Raw genomic sequence first — 17311 nt, forward strand, 5'->3', positions numbered from 1 at the left:
TCCTCCGTCTCAGGGGGGGCCTGAAAATGCCGAAGGGCCCGGATAGATGCGTGCCACCACGATCTCCACCCAGGATAAGGGGCTCCAGATGGCACTTGCTCCCAGACCGAACGCAATCACCATCGCTGCCGTAATCAGCGCTGGCAGGAGCAGGCTCAGATGGGTTTCGAAGCGCCCGGGCCAGCCTTCAAGCGGCCAGGGTTGAGCTGGTTCGCGAAAGTACGCTGTGAAAATGACCGGCAAAAAATAGGCGGCGTTGAGCGCACTCGAAGCCGCCAGAATCACCAGAACCCAGGGTTGTTGGGCTTCCATCGCGCCCATGCCCAGGAACCACTTGGAGATAAATCCTGCTAGCGGCGGCACCCCGATCATGCCCAGTGCGCCGATGGTAAACGCGGCCATCGTCGCAGGCATCCTACGGGCCACTCCGTTCATCTGACTGATGCGATGGATGCCCAGTGTTTCCGCGAGGTTTCCGGCACAGAAGAAGAGCGTGATTTTCATCACCCCCTGATGCACCAGGTGCACCACGCCCCCCACGCTCGCCAGGGGCGCCACCAGGCCCACTCCCAGAATGATGTACGCCACCTGGCTGACCGTCGAGTACGCCAACAGGCGCTTGAGCTTGTCCTGGGCGAGGGCCCGCACTGAACCGTAGATAATGGTGAACGATGCCACCCAGACCAATCCCTGCCCCAGCCCCAGCTCGCCGACGTAGGTGATGCCATAGACATCATAAACCACCCGCACCACGCCAAAAGCCCCGGCCTTGACCACGGCGACCGCATGCAAGAGCGCACTGACCGGGGCCGGGGCGACCATGGCCACCGGGAGCCACCCATGCAGGGGGACCAGCGCGGCTTTGACCCCGAGCCCGGCGATCATCATCCAGAAGATCACCATGAGCGTGGGCGCATGCTCGCCATACTGGGCGGCCAGAACGCCGCCCTCGCGGAAGTCAAAAGGCCCGACCAGGGCGTGTAGCCAGACCACCGCCACCAGCAAGATCGTGCCGCCGGTCAGGGTGTAGGCCAGGTAGATCCGACCGGCCCGCAACGCCTCCTGCGTGCCGCGGTGGACGACCAGTGGGTAGGTTGCCAGGGTGAGCAGCTCATAAAAGAGCACGAAGGTGAAGAGGTTCCCCGAGAGCGCGATGCCGGTGGTGGCACTGACGCAGACGCTGAAAAATCCAAAGAAGCGGCTGCGCCCCGGGGAGTGCTCCAGGTAGCCGATGGCGTAGACGGTGGTGATCAGCCACAGAACCGCCGAGAGCACCACAAAGAGGATGGGCAGCGCCGAGGCATGAAGCACCAGGTCGTAGCCGGGCATCAAGGGCAGGCGAGTCTCGTAGATATGACCACGGTAGACCCCGATGACCATCGCGGTGATCAGGCCGAGCTTGGTCAGGATGCCGGCCAGGTTGAGGATGGTACGGGCAAGCACCTGCTCTTCTTTGAGCGCGAAAATGCACAGCCCGGGGAGCATGGAGCTGAGCACGACGGCCAGCGGGAGCCAGAAAAGCGCCTCGTCGCTCATGGCGACACTCCTTCGGCCAGGGAGCTGCCAAAGGGGAGTCCTACCTCCAGAAGTGCGAGCGGAGCGCCGGCGGCCACCCCCAGGATGACCGCAACCGCCGCTAAGGCCATCGCCGACCAGCCCAGAAGTGGCGAGATGGGACGCAGTGAGGGGGCGCCTTCTCGAGGGGCGCGCTCAAATGCCAGCCCCAACGTTTTGACCACATAGGCGGCGGCCAGCAAACCGCCACCTGCCAACGCGATCACCACAATGACGTCCCCGCTGGCCACCGCGCCGGTGATAAACAACCACTTGGCCACAAAGCCCCCGCTGGGAGGAAGGCCCATCAGACTGATGCCGCCCAGTCCAAACGCAAAGAAGGGGAGCGCCAGCCCCTGCCCCACCCCACGCATCTGTCCGATCTGATCGTGGCCCACCGCCCGGGCGATCGCGCCAGCGGCCAGAAACATCGCCCCCTTGGCACAGGCGTGCGCGATCATAAAGTACGCCCCGGCCTGCCACACCACGCTGGCCTCGGTGCGCGGCGCGAGCCCCAGAACCACGAAGAGGTAGCCCACCTGAGCGACGGTGGAGTAGGCAACCATCATTTTAAGACGGGTCTGAAGCAGGGCACGCAAACTTCCCCAGAGAATCGCAATGACGCCGAGCACCAGCAGCACGCCCCCGGCTTGCGCGGCGCCAACCCCGGCAAACACGGTCACCCCCAACCGGATGAGGATGTAGAAGGTGACCTTGATCACCAGGGCCGAAAGCAGTGCACTGACCGGAGCCGGAGCGTCGGCGTGAGCCTGCGGCAACCAGAAGTGCAGGGGAAAGAGCGCCGTTTTAAGGGACAGTCCGACCACCATCAGCGTCAAGGCCGCAGTTGCCGTCGGTCCCTGCGCCAGTCGTCCCCCGAGGGTGGCCATATCCAGCGCGCCGATGTCTCCGTAGAGGAGCACCACGCCGGAGAGGTAAAATAACGAGCCACAAAGCGTCACATAGAGGTAGCGGAGCGCCGCCGGCAGCGCGCGACCACCGGCCAATGCCACCAGTGAAACCGCCCCCAGCCCGAGCACCTCGATGGCGACGTAGAGATTAAACAGGTCCGCAGAGACGAAGGCCGCCACCATCGCGGCCCAGACCAGCAACCAGAGTCGCCAGAAATACGCCTGACGACGCAGCTGAGACTCCTCAGCATGCCCGCCATTCGGACCGTCGGGCTTAAAGTAAGCCACCGCGTAAACACTGACCGCCAACCCGACCACCGCACACATGGCCACCATCAATGCCGCCAGCCCATCAACCCAGAGTTCGATTCCCAGCGGAGCGCCCCAACCTCCCAGACTCTCCTGGCGCGGCCCTTCGCGTGCCACATCGACCACCAGTCCGAGGCTGGCCATCGCACTTACCAGGGCCCCGGCCAGCCCCCACCAGGGCGTGCGGTGCCGCGGTGCAAGCGAGGTGATGAGCGCCCCGACCAGGGGAACCCACACCGCGAGGCTGGCCAGGGGAAGGTCATTCACCTGCCCCTCCCTCCCCCAGCGAACGCGCGCCCCGTTCCTCATAGATATGCTGAATCAGCGCCAGCCCGAGCGCCGTGGCGCTTACCGCGACGACGATGCCGGTTAGAACCATCGCCTGAGGAACCGGGTCTGGCCCCTCGGGGGCCTGACGAGCGCCGGCGATAAGCACCATAAAGAGGCCGGTACTGATGAGATTCACCCCCATCAGACGCCGAATCAGGTGCCGTCGCACCATCCAGGCGAAGAAACCGGTGGCCATCAGGCCGACCCCGGCAATCGTATAGAAGGTCTGCGCCGTCATGAGCCCTCCGCCTGCCCTCTCGGATTCATACGTTGCAGCCCTCCGGCAAAGAGCCCCACCAATACAAAAGCAATGGTCGCTGCACCGGCGATCTCGATCGCCACGATCCAGCGCTTGGCCTCGGGTGCTCCATATCCCCACGCCACACCGCTGCGAAGCGCTCCGGCCAACCCGGCGGCAACAAACACCAAAATCCCCGCCACAAGAACGGCTTTCCGCAAGGCCCGTCGTTGCGCTCCCCCCACTCTTAGTCCCATCAACAGGGAGAGCACTCCGGCTGCTCCCAGCACCGCCCCGGCGGCAAACTCTCCCCCGGGGCGACTGGTTCCCGCCCAGAGCAGATACAGCGAAAGAAGCCACAACACCGGCAACATCCCTCCCATGGTCTTCCTCAGGATCGGGTCCGTATCTCGTTGTGCCAGGGGCACGGTGGTAGGGCGCAAGGACCAGACCCCCCAGAAGGCAACCACCAGAACCGTCACTTCGAGCATGGTGTCGTAGGCGCGAAAGTTCAGCAGCACGGCAGTCACCTGGCTGCTAACCCCGCTTTCTGACAGCCGGGCCACCACCAGGCGCCCGGCGCCGGGCTCCAGCCCGCGAGCGCTAAAAGCCCCCACGCCGAGAAGGGCCCCGAGCGCCGCGCATAACACACCGACTACGACCTCAAACGCCCGCTCACTTCTCACCTTCCCCCTCCTCTGAGCTCTGCTCGAGGTGCCCCAAGGTATTTAAAAAGAGCGCACCGGTTACCCCGGCCCCGACCGCCACCTCGACCATTGCCAGGTCGGCCGCCCCCATCCGAGCCCAGGCCACCGCCACAACGACTCCCAGGGTCACAAAGAGCACCACCGACTTAAAGAGATCGGCCTGGGAGACAGCCCCCACCGCCAGCGCCCAGAGCGTGACCGTGACCAGCGCATCAAACACCACCATCGTCTCCCCCTGGTTGCTGAGGCTTCACGCCCTGGCGCAGCGCCTCACGCGCGACCAGGTGACACGACACAGTGCTGGCGACCAGGACAAAACCCCAGGTCAACACGAGTTTGAACACCTCGTTAAGTCCCGGGGCGCGGAGGCTTAACCCGGCCACCACCAACCCAAAACCGAGGTTATCCGCTTTGGTCAGAGCGTGCAGACGAGTGTACACGTCAGGAAAGCGCAACATCCCTACCGAGCCAGCGAGAAAGAAGCACGCCCCGCAGACCATCAGCACAAGCCCGGCGATCTCCATCTGCGCCCTCCCCCGCGTGTCTCTTTAACGTGGCTCCGCAGCTCTCTCGGTACGCTCGACGAAAGCCACCACCGTGACCGCCGCCAGCGCGGCAAAGACCAGCGCCACATCGATCAAGCCCCACTCCTGCGCCATACCGGCCAACACCAGGACCACAGCCGCCCCGGAGCTCCCAAAAAGCTGGGCCCCCATCATGCGATCGGCCCCCGAGGGCCCGCGCCAGATTCGGATGATGGCTGCCGAAAAACTCCCCATCACCATCACCGCCACCACCATCATGGCCCCTCCTTTAGCGGCTCGCCGAAGGCCCGGGCCACCCGCACCTCCAGCGCACTCAGTTCATCCTCCACCGGGGGGCGCAGGTCGATGGCGTGCACCATCACCGAGTGCTCCCCCAGACGCACACTCAGCGTCCCCGGGAGCAGGCTGATGATGTTGGCAAAAAACACCGCCGCCGCCGAGTCGACCGACATCCGCAGTGGATACTCCACAAACCCGGGCTGCATCGGCATCCCCGGAGCGATCGCGCGCCAGGCCACATCCAACCCTCCCCGCACCGACGCGCTGACAAAATAGACCGAGAAACGCATCACCTCCCACGGACGCAGCCGCGCCTGGCCCTCCCCGCGTAACCTCCAGCTAATCCACGTCGCGACGATCACCGCCGGTACGCCGAAGGCCCAGGAGCCCCCTGCCACCCCTGTCCAGGCTCCCCACAACGCCACAAACACCGCGCCGCGTCCCACCCACCCCCATTGCCCCATGGTCGCTCACCCCTCTGCCGGTTGCTCAGGCCGGGCACCGTCGGCCAGGCTTTCAAACCACTCCACCACCTTTTCGCTCGACGCCCGGGAGTAGTTCACCGTGCGCGCCCCCGCTGCCTCGCAGGCTTCCACCCGCGTATCATCCATCAGATTCACCCACAGCTGGGCGTCCTCGCTGATATGCTCGGAGACCAACTGCGTGTGCATCACCGACCCCGTGGTCACGATCACCGCGCGCGCGCCGGCTAAATTCAGCGCCTCCATCGCCCGGGGGTCGTCCGCATCACCCCACACCACCCGGTACCCCTGTTCGCGCAGACGAGAGACTTCCGCCGGGTCGTAGTCCAGGCCCACCGCGCCGATGCCGGCATCCTGGAGACGCTCCATCAACATCGCGCCGGCCACTCCCAGCCCGATGACCACCACATGCCCTTCCATTTCAGCCGCCCCCTCCACCGCGCGCGGCCGGGGATGCAATCGTATACCCAGGCGCACCAGCGCCTTGCTCGACACCCAGGGCGCCAAACCGATGGTCACCACCGTAACCAGCGAGATGATCGTCAGCGTCCCCTCACTGAGTTGACCGCTGGACACGCCCTGAAGCGCCACGACCAGCGAAAACTCGCTGGTCTGGGCCAACAAAAGTCCGGCCTCCACTGCCCCGCTGGTTGTAAACCCGGCACGCTCCGCAACCGCCACGACTACCACCGGCGTCACCACCCAGATCATGACCACCAGCCCGGCCCCGACCAGCAGCTCCTCCAGGGTCGGCAGCACCAGAAACGCCCCCAGCGCGACAAAGAAGAGCGCCAGAAAGAAGTCAATCAGCGGGCCAATCAGCCCCCGCACCAAAGCGTTCGTGGGAAACGATGAGAGCGAGAGCCCGGCGCCAAACGCCCCCACAATGATCGGCACGTTGACCAGCGAAGCCAGCCCCAGCATCGCAAAGAGCGTCCCCACCACGATCAGAAGACCGATCTCGTCATCATGCTCATAGCGCGCAAGCAGGACCGGCATCACCCGCCAGTACAAGAGGGCAGACAGCCCCAGCACCAGGGCCCCGCCACCAACACGCTGCAACACCTCCGCCCCCCCCTCGGGGAGCCCGGAGACGATCACCAGCCCCAGAATGATCAGCACATCCTGAAGCAGCAACACGCCGATAATCAGCGCCCCCAGCGGCTCAAAAATCTGGCGACGCTGCCGAAGCAATCGCACCACCACCAGCGTCGAACTCGCCGCGGCGGCCAACGCCACGTACAGCGATTCCTCCAGGCTGCGTCCGCCCAGCAAGAGTATCCCCAACGCCAGACCGCCCAGCGCCACAAACTGGACCACGCCAACCTGCAACACCGCCCCGACCTTGCCTCGGACACGCACCGGCGCCATCTCCAGACCGGCAGCGAAGACCAGAAAAGTCAGCCCGATCTCGAGCATGGATCCCACTACCTCCCGGTCATCCAGCGCTCCAGAGGCCGAAAAGATCAACCCCATCACAATCAGAAGGGGCATCACCGGGACCTTCAATCCTCGCCCCAGCCCGAACGCAAGCGCCGCTCCAAACACAATAAATGCAACTTCAAGCATGGCCGGGCTCCTCGTCGCGCTGCTCTCCCCTGCCGATATCCAGCGACTGGCGCAGGCGCTCCCATTCCTGAGCGACGGCATCCGCCCTGGGCGTGATCAGATAATCGACCTCCAGCGCCTCCAACTCCGAACGCAGCGCGCCGTCAAAGGCATGGATCGCCACCGGAATCCCGACTCGCCGGGCCTTAATGGCGATCAAGCGATTGGTATCATCAATGTGCAGGGCACTGATCACCGCGCGAGCATGCTCCAGCCCCGCCTCTTCAAAGACGGAGGGATGCTCCACGTTGCCCAGAACCGTCTCGGCGGGCAGATCGCGCAGCTTGGCCGCATCGGTATCCACGGCCACCACCGCCTGCCCGGAGGCTTCCAGCCGACGCACCAGCTCCCGGCCCAGGGGATTCATCCCCACGACGATCACATGATCGCTTGGCCCATGACGCCCCCCTTCTTCGTCAGGTCGGCCGCCGGCCCCAAAGATCTTCAGCAGCCCCGATGTGTGGGCCAACCGGTAGAGTTGGTCGCTGTATTGAATCAAAAACGAGGATATCGCGATGGTCGCCAACCCCACCACTGCGACAATCGACAACACCTCCTTGCCAATCATCCCGGCCGAGAGCGCCATCGCCGCAAAAATAAATCCGAACTCGCTGATCTGCGCCAGGGAGATCGCCGTCTTAAAGGTCGTACGCTCCCCGTATCCCTGACGGCTGACCATCACCATAAAGACCAGAAACTTGCCCACCATCACAAACACGCTCAACACAGCAGCCACCACCAGGCCCTGACGGGCCGAACTCAGGTCAACCTGCAGCCCCAGCGTTACAAAGAAAATCGCCACGAAGAAGCTCATCAGCGGATGGACCCGGCGCTTGAGTTCTTCGCTATAGGGCAGCTGCGCCAAACTCAGCCCCGCCAGAAACGCCCCGATCTCCAGGCTGAGACCAAGCACATAGCTGACCAACACAAACACGAAGAACCACCCCAGACTCCACATAAAGAGCGTCTCAGCCGAGCGGGCCGCCCACCCCATCGGCCGCGGGAGCAACCAGCGCGACGCCGCCAGCGCGGCAATCATCAGCAAGGCCGTGCCTCCCAGGGCAAACCCGATGCTCCCGAGCAGCTGACCGACCGCCAACTCCCCACCGCCCTCCGAGGCCCCCGCCAACACCGTCAAGGAGAGCACCACGACGATGTCCTGAACCAGCAGAATCCCCACGGCGATCCGGCCGTAGAGCGCGTCGAGTTCGCCGCGCTGGTCCACCAGCTTGACCACCACCACCGTACTGCTGAAGGTCACCGCGATGCCGAGCATCAACGCCTCCAGCGACCCGTAGCCCAGCAGAAAGCTCAACCCGAAGCCCCCCGCCACCGAAACCGCCACCTGGGTAACCCCGGCGACCACCGCCACTTTTCCCACGTCTCGGATGTGATCCAGGCTCAACTCCAGCCCCACCACAAAGAGCAGCAGCGCGATGCCGACCTCCCCGATCAGCTCAACGGAGTGAGTCACCTCAATAAGCCCCAGGATCGGCCCGAGCATGAGCCCGGCGATAATGTAGGCCACGATCGACGGGATACGCAGCCGGTCGGCCACCAGCACCACCAGCGTGGAGGCGCAGACAATCCAACCGAGATTCTCGATGATTCCCGGCACCATCATCGCGCCCACCTCCAGGCCGGCAGCCTCTTCAGCGGCGCCCGCCCCTTGGCGACGCCCCCTTCAGCCGGGGTGGCTCCTGCTCTGCTCCTCATCCAGCCCTCCAGAACATCCAGTCACGCCTTCGCCAGGCCATTTATCACTCAGAAACGCCGCATTCCCTCGACACACCTGCGGAGGTGCACATCGTCTCTCAACCTCCCACGGGCTGCCAATGGTGCACACCATCACCGCAGATTCAACGCGCGACCGAGGCGTCGACACTGCTCCCGAGATGTACTAAGTTGAACGAAGATAGTCGTATCTACTGATTTGACACGCGGTCCCGGGTGACCCGAATCGCCCAACATCGGCAGGAGATCTTGCAATGATGCCTCGCTTCTCTCCCTTTACTCGCGGCGCCATGGCGCTGGGCGCCCTCGCAGCCCTTGTCGGCTGCGAACCCCAGTTCACCGATCAGGCCTGTGAGCTACCTCAGGACTGCTTCCCCGATGAAACCTGTCAGGCGGGCACCTGCGTGAACCTGAGCGACCTGCCTGATGTCGGCCCCGACGCCGACACCGACCTGCTCAACGCCTGCGGGGGCATCCAGACCCTGGAGAATGATCCGGGCGATCCCTGCGGCCCCTGCGATCTCGACCAGTTTGAGTGCCAGGGAACCGAGCTTGTATGCAGCGGCGAAACGGAGTGCCCGGAAACCGACATCATCACCACCATCCCCACCCTGGTGAACGCGACCGGCGCCCAACTCAACGGCCAACTCGCCGAGTTGCCCCTGGTCGGGCTCAACGAACTCGGCTTCTGCTGGTCGGCGACCGAGACCAGCCCCACACATGACAACGCCGAATGCAAGGCCATTACCGATGTGCTCACCGCGCCGGGAGAGTTCCAGACCGTGGCGCAGGGGCTGAGTGCCGGCACCCTCTATTACGTCGCTTCCTATTTCATCGACGGCGAGCAGGAGGTGGGCTACGGCAACATCATCGACTTCACCACGCTCGCTCCGGCCCCGACCAATGTGGTCGCTACGCCGGCCGACACGACCATCACGCTGACCTGGGACGAAGCCGCCGGCGCCACCGACTACGAGGTGCTGCGCGATGGTGAGTCCCTCGGCACGGTGAGCGAACTCACCTTTGACGACGAGGATGCCCCCCGCGGCACATTTGCCGGCTACGAAGATCTCAGCGCCAGCCAGGGTACAGAGACCGACGGCATTGAGTTGACGTGGTCGGCGGGCAGTGGCGTGGCCGGAACCGAAGTCAGCTACGAAGTCGTGGCGACCTACCCCAACGCTGTCAGTGATGCCTCCGAGGCCGTCACGGCGCAGCTCCCGGCCCCCGAACTCAGCGGCTACCAGGTGCAAATCGACGACGGCGCCTGGACCGACGTCGGCGCTGCGACCACCTATCTGGACGAAGGCGCCCCGCTGGGCAGCATCACCCTCGGTAGCGTCGACGTGAGCGCGGGCACCTACGCCGACCGCGTGGCGCTGAGTATCAATGGTTCGACCACCGATACCGGCGCCCAGCGTCAGTACCGCATTCGCGCCACCGGCAACGGCATTTCGGGTCCTGAAAGCCCTCAGATTTCCGGAGCGCGCGGGGTCGGCGAGTTGAGCTACCAGTGGCAGCGCACCACCGCCAACGCCGATGTTGAGGGCGACTACCAGGACCTCGCCGGCGCCACCACCGCATCGCACAACGACATCACCGCCCCGGATGATGGCTCGGAACGCTTCTACCGCGTGGTCCTCAACGCCCCCGGCGCTGAGCAAGCCACCAGCGCCGGCGCAAGCGGCTATCGCGCAACGTCTGCAGCCCAGGTGACCCTGGTCGACATCACGAACGTCGGGATCTACACCGCCGCCGCGAACGTTGAAGTCACCAACCTCGGTGAGCCAGCAGCAACCGAAGTCGGCGTGTGCGTGGACACCTCATCTGCGCCCAGCTACCCCGCCTCCGGCAGCACCCTCTGCTTCCCCCACGGGGCATCTCCCGGCGTCGGCACGTTTACCCTGGCGCTTACCTCCCTGGCCCCGGAAACCACCTATTACGCGCGCGCTTACATCGTGAACACAACCCAAACCTCTTACAGCGCTGAGTCGCAGTTCGAGACCCAGCCGGCGATCCCCGGGGCCCCGACCAACGTCGTAGCATCCACCCAATACCTCGACCGCATCGAGTTGAGTTGGAGCGCGGTGGACGGCGCGACGGGCTATCGCGTCTACGACGCTAGCAGCGCGACTCTTCTTGCCGACATCTCTGACGCCGGCGTCTACACTTTCACCGATACGACCACGGCCGCAGGTGAGCTCAGCGCTCCGACCAACCTGGGCGCCTCCGTCGACGACTCCACCGCCGTGAATCTGACGTGGAACGCGGCAGCGACCAGCCCCGGCGCGCCTCGCTCCTACATCGTGCGCGCCTACAACGTCTCCGGCGAGAGCGTGGATAGCAGCTCTGCAGAAGGCTCTCGCGCGGCCCCGACCATCACCGGCTACAAGGTCTTCCGCGGCGAAGACGAAATTGCCAGCTCGCTTGACGCGAACACCACCTCCTACGCAGACAGTGGGGCGCCGCCTCAACCCAATCCGGCCGCGCCGGCCAACGTCATGCTCACTGACGATAACCCTGACAGTGTGACGCTGAGCTTTGAGCCGGTGCTCCCTCAGCCTGGCGACGAAGCGTCCTACACCGTCGTCGCGCTCGCCGGTCTGCTGAGCAGTGATCCAAGCGACTCGGCCGAAGGGAACCTCGCTCCCGCTTCCATCGAGGAGTACGTGGTCTACAACAATGATGGCAGCGGCGTAATCACCCGCGGGCTTGCGACCAGCGACATTGATATCCCAGCCGCGCCCCCGACCATCAACTACAGCGCGATCGACGCCGACCGCAACAACGGCACCGGACAGGTCGCACTGTCGCTCATCGGCCCACAACCGTCCAACGGCGCGGACGTATCAGTCTACGTCGTCGCCGTGGACAGCCGGGGCGAAGAGTCCCCCGACTCCACCCCCGCCACCGGTTTCCGTACGGCCGATTCGGTGTCCTATCTATGGAACCGTTCCGACGATGGCGGCGCCACCTGGACCGATGTAGCGACCAGCGAAAACGCAACGGACGATCTCAGTAGCGCCTCCAGTGGCGAGAACTACGAGTATCAGGTCACCATCTCCATCGGAGATATACAGGAGACCATCTCCGGCGCCTCCGTCACGATCCCCTGACCCGTGACACCGCACTGGTAGCGAAGCGCCTGGTAGCGCAAAAAAGAATACGCCGCGTCCCCCGGACGCGGCGTATTCTTTTTTGAACCTTCACACTGGCACCGCCATGTGAAAACTTGTAAAACACTGCAATCCCGACGCGCCCGTTCCAGAAGCCAGTGCTATAGTTCCGCGCGGCGATGTCTGCAGGACACACGCCCGCGCGGGCCAGATTCATGTGAATTCGACACGGGTACTGCGCCACCTCACCGGGCTCGTCCCGAACTCGCACGTAGGGCTCGCCCCGTATTTTTATCTTTTGCGTCTTCTTGAGGAGACTGTTGGCATGATGGAAAGCGAAGCGACTGTCTTGATTGTCGAAGACGATCCCGCTCTGGCTAGCGCGCTCAGCGAGTTGCTGGAGACCGAGGGATTCAACACGCAGATCGAGTCCAATGGTGAGAACGCCATCTCTCGCATCCGCGATGAAAACCCCGACGCGGTGTTGCTCGATCTGGGGCTGCCGGACTCCGACGGCTTCGAGGTCTGCAAGGCGGTGCGCCCCGATTACATGGGGGCCATCATCATGCTCACCGGCTCACACGGCGACAACGACCACATCCGCGGTCTGGAGGTCGGCGCCGATGATTACGTAACCAAGCCGGTCTCTCCTCCCCTGCTCCTCGCCAGGCTCAAAGCCCTGCTTCGACGCATCGAGCAGATCAGCGAAGTGACCGACCTCTCGGTTGCCGGCGGTGACTCCAAAAAACTCAACATGGGTCCGCTCTTCATCGATCGCCGCGCCCGCCAGGCCACGATCTCCGACACCCTGGTCGAGCTGACCACCTTTGAGTTCGATCTGCTCTGGATGCTCGCTCGCCGCTCCGGCACCACAGTGCGCCGCGATGAGCTCTACCGCCAACTTCTCGATCGCGAGTACGACGGACTCGATCGCACCATCGACGTTCACATCAGCCGCCTGCGCAAGAAGCTCGTCGAATTTGGTGGCGACGCCGACTGGATCAAAACCGTCCACGGCAAGGGATACCAGTTCTTCGTGACCTGAATCCCCCCTTAAAATTTAAGTTCTTCCCGTGGCCGGGGAGCGCTACCCGCGCTCTCCGGCCACGTCGCTCTGGAGGTAAGCGCGGCGCTCTTCACGCGCCTCGAAGTTCGCCAGCGCGTGCATCATCTTGGTCACCGCGGCCTCCCCATGAAGTCCCCCTCCTCCGATGGCCCCGGCATCGGCAAGCCGACGGCTGTTCTCATAGAGCCCCAGATCGATCCTCCCGGCCGCCTGCGTAATCACCAGCACTTCCACGCCGCTGGCGACCGCCCGGCGAACGAATGCCGTCATGTCGGGCTCCCGCGCCGGAATCGTCCCCATACCGTAGGCGGCCAGCACCAGGCCCCGCAGAGCCCCGGAGGCGATCACCGGCTCAAAGAGCTCGGGCCGCAACCCGGGGGTGACATGCATCATCATCACCGCCGGATCGAATGCGGGCCGAAAGGTGTACGCACCGGCCACCGGTCGAAGCCCCTCGCTGAGTTCGATATCTACCCCCAGGCGTGCAATCGGCTCGGTGCCCGGGCTATCAAATGCCCGATAGTCATTGGCGTGACTTTTGGTGGCGCGAGTTCCCCGCACCAGAATGCCATCAAAGCAGATCCCGACTTCGGGAATCTGGCGAGTGGCCAGCTCCACGGCATCGGCCAGATTGCGCCGGGCATCGGTGCGCAACGCTCCCAGCGGGCGCTGGGCGCCGGTGAGAATCACCGGCTTCCCCAGGTTCATCAGCGCAAAGCTCAACGCCGCGGCGCTGTAGGCCATAGTGTCGGTCCCGTGGACGATGACAAAACCATCAAAATCGTCACGGCTGGCGTCGATCTCACTGGCGAGCACCGCCCAGTGCTCCGGGCCCATATCGCTGGAGTCCAGATTGAAGATGATCCGGGTTTCGATATCTGCCAGCGCCTCCAACTCCGGCACGGCTTCGGTGAGGCGAGTGGCATAAGCGTCGGGATACAGCGGCGAGCCACTCATCCCCAGTGTCCCCCCGGTGTGCAAAATCAATACGCGTGGCATCGAGAACCTCGTCATCTTGCGCATCCTCATGATTGGCATCGGGGGCATCTGCACCCGGGCGCCGCGACTATGCGCCAGCGCCCCAGCTCCAATCAAGCACAGACCTCGCGCACACCGCGCAACGCCCAGACCAACGCATCTTCGCGGTGGGCGCCGGCACGCAGCGTCCCCAGAAAACTCTGCAAGCGGTAGAGCTCCACCACCTCTTGTGCCTGCGGCACCACCGCCTCCGGCATCGCCCGGGCAAGCGCGTCGAGCACCTCTTCGCACTCCGCCCACCACCGGTCGAAACGCCGGGACGTGGTCCAACGCGCGACCTCGATCAGCGGGTGCCCGGCGCGCGCCAACTCCCAGTCGACCACCCGCCAGCTCGTACGCCCCTCCTGCTCCTGGCGCAGGATATGTTCGGCCTTTAAATCGCCGTGCATCAGATACGCAGCCTTCCCCAGCGCCGCCAGCGCCCCGCCAGCCCGAGCCGCCCGCGCCTCCACACGTTTGCGGAGCTCCTCTCCCAACCGCTCACAGACGACCTCCTCCGCCAGGGCCCACCCCATAAAGTCGTCCCACTCCTCCCGATGCGTTGCCCAGCTTTTCCCGGGCCTCAACCCCGTCTTCAAAAGCCCTGGCCGGGAGTAGCTCCGCGCCCGGGCCACCCCGGCGATCACCTCGGCCACATCCTCCCCCCGGGGCTCCACGTCCCCGGCAGCCGCCTCCACAAACTCCACCAGCGACCACCACAACCCTCCCCCCGACGGCGCCTCCTCCCCGCCCTCCAGAAGCGCGGGAGCCCCGACCTCGGTGGCCAGCTCCCCGCAGACGCCACACTCGGTCGCCCACGCTCGCCAGCCCCGCACATACTCGCGATAGACCGCCCGAGTACCATCGCCCAGCCGCACCACTGCACCGGCGTTGGTCCCGCCGGCCAGCGACGCCAGCACCTCGATCGGGCCCCATCTCTCGAGCCGTTGTGCCAGCTTCTGCGGCTCCACCTCCACCGAGTTCTTTTGCTCCCAGTGCCGCTGCTGTGATGCATCCTTCGCCATCCGCTCTCCCTTCTCCGGGATCGTACCTTCACAAAAAAACCCGGACGCCAACAGGCATCCAGGTCTTTACTTCACATGCGGCCTTCTGGGCCATGGCCCCTCGGGATGAGGCATCACTCCCGAGACGCCATCACAGCACTCACCGACGACGACGGCGAAGCGCCACCATGCCCAGCAGCGTTGCGACCAGCGCCAGGGGCCCCGAGGGACTGCCCGAAGTTACCAGCGAGCAGCCTGCGGTCTGTTCCACGGTCGTGGACCCGCCGCCAGAATTCGACGGCGGGGTATCATCGTCATCACCGCCCGGCCCGGGATTTCCGCCTACGGTCGAGCCGGAGTCCTCCGCACACGGGTTGATGTTCTTCAGGTTAAACGCGCGGGCCACAAAGGTCGCCGCGTGCGCGCGGGGAACTTCCAGCGTCGGGCAGAACTCTCCGGCCCGACAACCGTTGGTCACACAGCGATCGGCAAGCACCTCGATGTCTTTGTAGTGCGCGTGCGAGGTGGGCACATCTGCAAAACTCGGCGAGGAGGGGTTAACCTGAGGCCAGCCGGCGGCTCGCCGCACCATCGCCGCGGCCTGCGCGCGGTTGATGGCGTCGCCCGGGCAGAAGCGCCCACTGCCGCAGCCCTGCGTAATGCCGGCGCGGGCAGCCGCCTCGATCTCAGCGTAATGCCTGTGGGAGCGCGGCACGTCACTGAAGGTCGGCGTCGCCGGCGGCGTCGTGGTGTTCAGACCGGCAGCCCGAACCAACAACGCCGCCATAGCCGCCCGCGTGGTGGAGCAGTTCGGGCAGAACATCAGCGGAGACTGGCTGCATCCGGTGGTGATGCCCTCCTCATAGAGGAGCTTCGCCTCGCCGTACCCATTTTGCCCGACCGGCATATCAGCGAAGATCGAGCCCCGCGCGTTATCGCTGGCCGTGGGCACGCAGCCGCCGGGCTGAGCCGGCTCGGGAGCGGGCTCATTTGCCCCCACCAGGCGCTTATACGACTCCACCAGGCTCAGGTAGGGAGGGATGTAACGGCCGTTGCGACGAATATCGTAGTGGAGGTGAATGGTCGTGGGCGTGCCCCCCATGTAGTTGGAGACCTTGCCCAGCACCGTTCCCTTGGTCACCCGCTGATTCACCCGCACGGCCACCCGGCTCATATGCAAGAATCGATGGGTGGTGCCATCGGCCGAGGTCAGGCTCACCGAATAGGTGCCGATACCGGTGATGGTGCCGTCGACCGTCGCCACCACATCGTGCTTGTCCTTTTCGCAGGTGGAGGCCCGAATGTCCTGCCCCTGGTGACCTTTGCCGCTGGGACAAAGGGGCATGTTGTACTGGCGCGTCTCACAGTAATTGTCGCGCCAGGGGTACGCGTAGTTGGAGCTATCGCACTGAGAGCCGCCCAGAATGTATCCACCGGGGCGATGCACCTGCGAGTTGGCGTAGGCCGGCGCATCTTTGATCGGAAAGCGCATGCCCGGCACATACACCGTATTGTCGACGCGCCCCCGGCCACTGCCAGGCTCCAGATCACCGGGCGGGTGATAGCGAAAATCACCGTGGGCAAATCCCTGTGCCGGCACCATCGCCAGAGTCGTCGCTGCGGCCAGCGCCGCCATCATCATTCGCGCTGCGTTCATTGCACACCTCCGGCCAGCGCCAGCGACTCGGCCAGCTTCAGAATGAAGTCATCTTTCGCGCAGCGCGCATCCCCCATCGGATCGGCGCATTCCACAGTGATCGTGTAGACAAGGTTCGCCAGCGGAAAGCTCAGCTCCGCGATGCCCGAGGCCCGCCCCACCATCAACTCGCTCTCCGCGAGCTTTTCATCAGCCAGCTCCCCGGCGGGTCCGACGCGCTCAAATCCCACCCGCGACGCCGTCATCCACACCGAGTAGTCCCCCAGGTCGGCAAAGGCCGTGTACCACTGCTCGCCAGTGGAAACCTGCAGCTTCTCGGTAACTTCCGGAACCGCAGGAAGGAGCACCGGCAGCTCCAACACACTGACGTGCTTGAGAACCCCTGCATCGACCAGGGCCGGATCAAGCTCGGCGTAGCCGGCGACATCCTCCCAGGCCACATCGATCAGGTAGGACTGAGGCGATTCCCGGGTCTCCACGACCACCTCGGAGCCCTCCTCCGCCGCCCAGCCATCCCGGGCAGCGAGCTCCTCACGGTCGGTCAGCGCGCCATCCTCCACCAGCGCGCGCTGGGCCGCTTCCACCTCAGGTTCGGCGCTCTGCTGGACCTCCTGACAGCCCACGGTTCCAAACAGGGCCAGAAGCGCAACCAGCGCTCCAGATCCTCGTCGGTGCATTCTCTTCTCATTTCTCATTCAGCCTGACTCCATTACTGCTTAATCGTCATGATTTCAGGATATAAATGAAACCATCT

General features: G+C 64.5%; 16 protein-coding genes. 2 read left to right on the forward strand and 14 right to left on the reverse strand.

What is annotated here, in order from left to right:
- Positions 1-9 precede the first annotated feature (9 nt).
- Genes DL240_RS03505 through DL240_RS03550 form a run of 10 tightly spaced genes read right to left on the reverse strand, consistent with a single transcriptional unit; the run spans position 10 to position 8587 of the window.
- A complete protein-coding gene (locus tag DL240_RS03505) occupies positions 10-1536 on the reverse strand; it encodes a complex I subunit 5 family protein (RefSeq protein ID WP_111728462.1) in 1527 nt (508 codons plus the stop codon).
- Complete coding sequence (locus DL240_RS03510) at positions 1533-3041, reverse strand: complex I subunit 5 family protein (RefSeq protein ID WP_199589722.1); 1509 nt, start codon at positions 3039-3041, stop codon at positions 1533-1535. The genes DL240_RS03505 and DL240_RS03510 overlap by 4 nt, the downstream gene beginning before the upstream one ends.
- Positions 3034-3342 carry a sodium:proton antiporter gene (locus DL240_RS03515; protein WP_111728464.1) on the reverse strand — a complete coding sequence of 103 codons (309 nt, stop codon included), beginning with the start codon at positions 3340-3342 and terminating at the stop codon, positions 3034-3036. Before DL240_RS03515 ends, DL240_RS03510 begins: the two co-directional genes overlap by 8 nt.
- Positions 3339-4028 carry an MnhB domain-containing protein gene (locus DL240_RS03520; RefSeq protein ID WP_111728465.1) on the reverse strand — a complete coding sequence of 230 codons (690 nt, stop codon included), beginning with the start codon at positions 4026-4028 and terminating at the stop codon, positions 3339-3341. Before DL240_RS03520 ends, DL240_RS03515 begins: the two co-directional genes overlap by 4 nt.
- On the reverse strand, positions 4018-4275 hold the full coding sequence (locus DL240_RS03525; protein ID WP_111728466.1) for a Na(+)/H(+) antiporter subunit B: 258 nt from the start codon (positions 4273-4275) through the stop codon (positions 4018-4020). Before DL240_RS03525 ends, DL240_RS03520 begins: the two co-directional genes overlap by 11 nt.
- Entirely contained in the window at positions 4262-4573 is a 312-nt protein-coding gene (gene mnhG / locus DL240_RS03530) for a monovalent cation/H(+) antiporter subunit G (protein ID WP_111728467.1), read from the reverse strand. The genes DL240_RS03525 and mnhG overlap by 14 nt, the downstream gene beginning before the upstream one ends.
- Positions 4574-4597: 24 nt before the next feature.
- Positions 4598-4852: an MrpF/PhaF family protein gene (locus DL240_RS03535; RefSeq protein WP_111728468.1), complete on the reverse strand. Its 255-nt coding sequence runs from the start codon at positions 4850-4852 to the stop codon at positions 4598-4600.
- Positions 4849-5337 (reverse strand): Na+/H+ antiporter subunit E, encoded by a 489-nt coding sequence (locus DL240_RS03540; protein WP_111728469.1) that lies wholly within the window; start codon positions 5335-5337, stop codon positions 4849-4851. Before DL240_RS03540 ends, DL240_RS03535 begins: the two co-directional genes overlap by 4 nt.
- Before the next feature lie 6 nt (positions 5338-5343).
- Positions 5344-6924 carry a cation:proton antiporter gene (locus tag DL240_RS03545; protein ID WP_158542326.1) on the reverse strand — a complete coding sequence of 527 codons (1581 nt, stop codon included), beginning with the start codon at positions 6922-6924 and terminating at the stop codon, positions 5344-5346.
- Entirely contained in the window at positions 6917-8587 is a 1671-nt protein-coding gene (locus tag DL240_RS03550; RefSeq protein WP_111728471.1) for a cation:proton antiporter, read from the reverse strand. The genes DL240_RS03545 and DL240_RS03550 overlap by 8 nt, the downstream gene beginning before the upstream one ends.
- 364 nt (positions 8588-8951) lie before the next feature.
- Between DL240_RS03550 and DL240_RS03555 the strand changes: the two genes are divergently transcribed.
- Positions 8952-11813 carry a fibronectin type III domain-containing protein gene (locus DL240_RS03555; protein ID WP_111728472.1) on the forward strand — a complete coding sequence of 954 codons (2862 nt, stop codon included), beginning with the start codon at positions 8952-8954 and terminating at the stop codon, positions 11811-11813.
- A gap of 325 nt (positions 11814-12138) precedes the next feature.
- Positions 12139-12858 carry a response regulator transcription factor gene (locus DL240_RS03560; protein WP_199589723.1) on the forward strand — a complete coding sequence of 240 codons (720 nt, stop codon included), beginning with the start codon at positions 12139-12141 and terminating at the stop codon, positions 12856-12858.
- Between the two features lie 42 nt (positions 12859-12900).
- Here DL240_RS03560 and DL240_RS03565 read toward each other — a convergent pair whose 3' ends face one another.
- The 4 genes from DL240_RS03565 to DL240_RS03580 form a co-directional block, all read right to left on the reverse strand.
- Positions 12901-13878 carry an asparaginase gene (locus DL240_RS03565; RefSeq protein ID WP_158542327.1) on the reverse strand — a complete coding sequence of 326 codons (978 nt, stop codon included), beginning with the start codon at positions 13876-13878 and terminating at the stop codon, positions 12901-12903.
- Between the two features lie 92 nt (positions 13879-13970).
- Positions 13971-14921 carry a phosphotransferase family protein gene (locus tag DL240_RS03570; RefSeq protein WP_111728474.1) on the reverse strand — a complete coding sequence of 317 codons (951 nt, stop codon included), beginning with the start codon at positions 14919-14921 and terminating at the stop codon, positions 13971-13973.
- A 139-nt stretch (positions 14922-15060) separates the two neighbouring features.
- A complete protein-coding gene (locus DL240_RS03575; protein WP_146618077.1) occupies positions 15061-16557 on the reverse strand; it encodes a peptidoglycan DD-metalloendopeptidase family protein in 1497 nt (498 codons plus the stop codon).
- On the reverse strand, positions 16554-17234 hold the full coding sequence (locus DL240_RS03580; protein WP_111728476.1) for a hypothetical protein: 681 nt from the start codon (positions 17232-17234) through the stop codon (positions 16554-16556). Before DL240_RS03580 ends, DL240_RS03575 begins: the two co-directional genes overlap by 4 nt.
- Between the last annotated feature and the right edge of the window lie 77 nt (positions 17235-17311).

The organism is Lujinxingia litoralis (assembly GCF_003260125.1).
In the GTDB taxonomy this organism is placed as follows: Bacteria; Myxococcota_A; Bradymonadia; order Bradymonadales; family Bradymonadaceae; genus Lujinxingia; species Lujinxingia litoralis.

Excerpts from the sequence above, each read along its gene's own strand:
- DL240_RS03565 (WP_158542327.1), bottom strand. The coding sequence starts at position 13,878 with ATGCCACGCGTATTGATTTTGCACACCGGGGGGACACTGGGGATGAGT.
- DL240_RS03550 (WP_111728471.1), bottom strand. The coding sequence starts at position 8,587 with ATGATGGTGCCGGGAATCATCGAGAATCTCGGTTGGATTGTCTGCGCC.
- DL240_RS03575 (WP_146618077.1), bottom strand. The coding sequence starts at position 16,557 with ATGAACGCAGCGCGAATGATGATGGCGGCGCTGGCCGCAGCGACGACT.
- DL240_RS03525 (WP_111728466.1), bottom strand. The coding sequence starts at position 4,275 with ATGGTGGTGTTTGATGCGCTGGTCACGGTCACGCTCTGGGCGCTGGCG.
- DL240_RS03560 (WP_199589723.1), top strand. The coding sequence starts at position 12,139 with ATGATGGAAAGCGAAGCGACTGTCTTGATTGTCGAAGACGATCCCGCT.
- DL240_RS03515 (WP_111728464.1), bottom strand. The coding sequence starts at position 3,342 with ATGACGGCGCAGACCTTCTATACGATTGCCGGGGTCGGCCTGATGGCC.
- DL240_RS03535 (WP_111728468.1), bottom strand. The coding sequence starts at position 4,852 with ATGATGGTGGTGGCGGTGATGGTGATGGGGAGTTTTTCGGCAGCCATC.
- DL240_RS03540 (WP_111728469.1), bottom strand. The coding sequence starts at position 5,337 with ATGGGGCAATGGGGGTGGGTGGGACGCGGCGCGGTGTTTGTGGCGTTG.
- DL240_RS03545 (WP_158542326.1), bottom strand. The coding sequence starts at position 6,924 with ATGCTTGAAGTTGCATTTATTGTGTTTGGAGCGGCGCTTGCGTTCGGG.
- DL240_RS03570 (WP_111728474.1), bottom strand. The coding sequence starts at position 14,921 with ATGGCGAAGGATGCATCACAGCAGCGGCACTGGGAGCAAAAGAACTCG.
- DL240_RS03505 (WP_111728462.1), bottom strand. The coding sequence starts at position 1,536 with ATGAGCGACGAGGCGCTTTTCTGGCTCCCGCTGGCCGTCGTGCTCAGC.
- mnhG (WP_111728467.1), bottom strand. The coding sequence starts at position 4,573 with ATGGAGATCGCCGGGCTTGTGCTGATGGTCTGCGGGGCGTGCTTCTTT.
- DL240_RS03555 (WP_111728472.1), top strand. The coding sequence starts at position 8,952 with ATGATGCCTCGCTTCTCTCCCTTTACTCGCGGCGCCATGGCGCTGGGC.
- DL240_RS03580 (WP_111728476.1), bottom strand. The coding sequence starts at position 17,234 with ATGCACCGACGAGGATCTGGAGCGCTGGTTGCGCTTCTGGCCCTGTTT.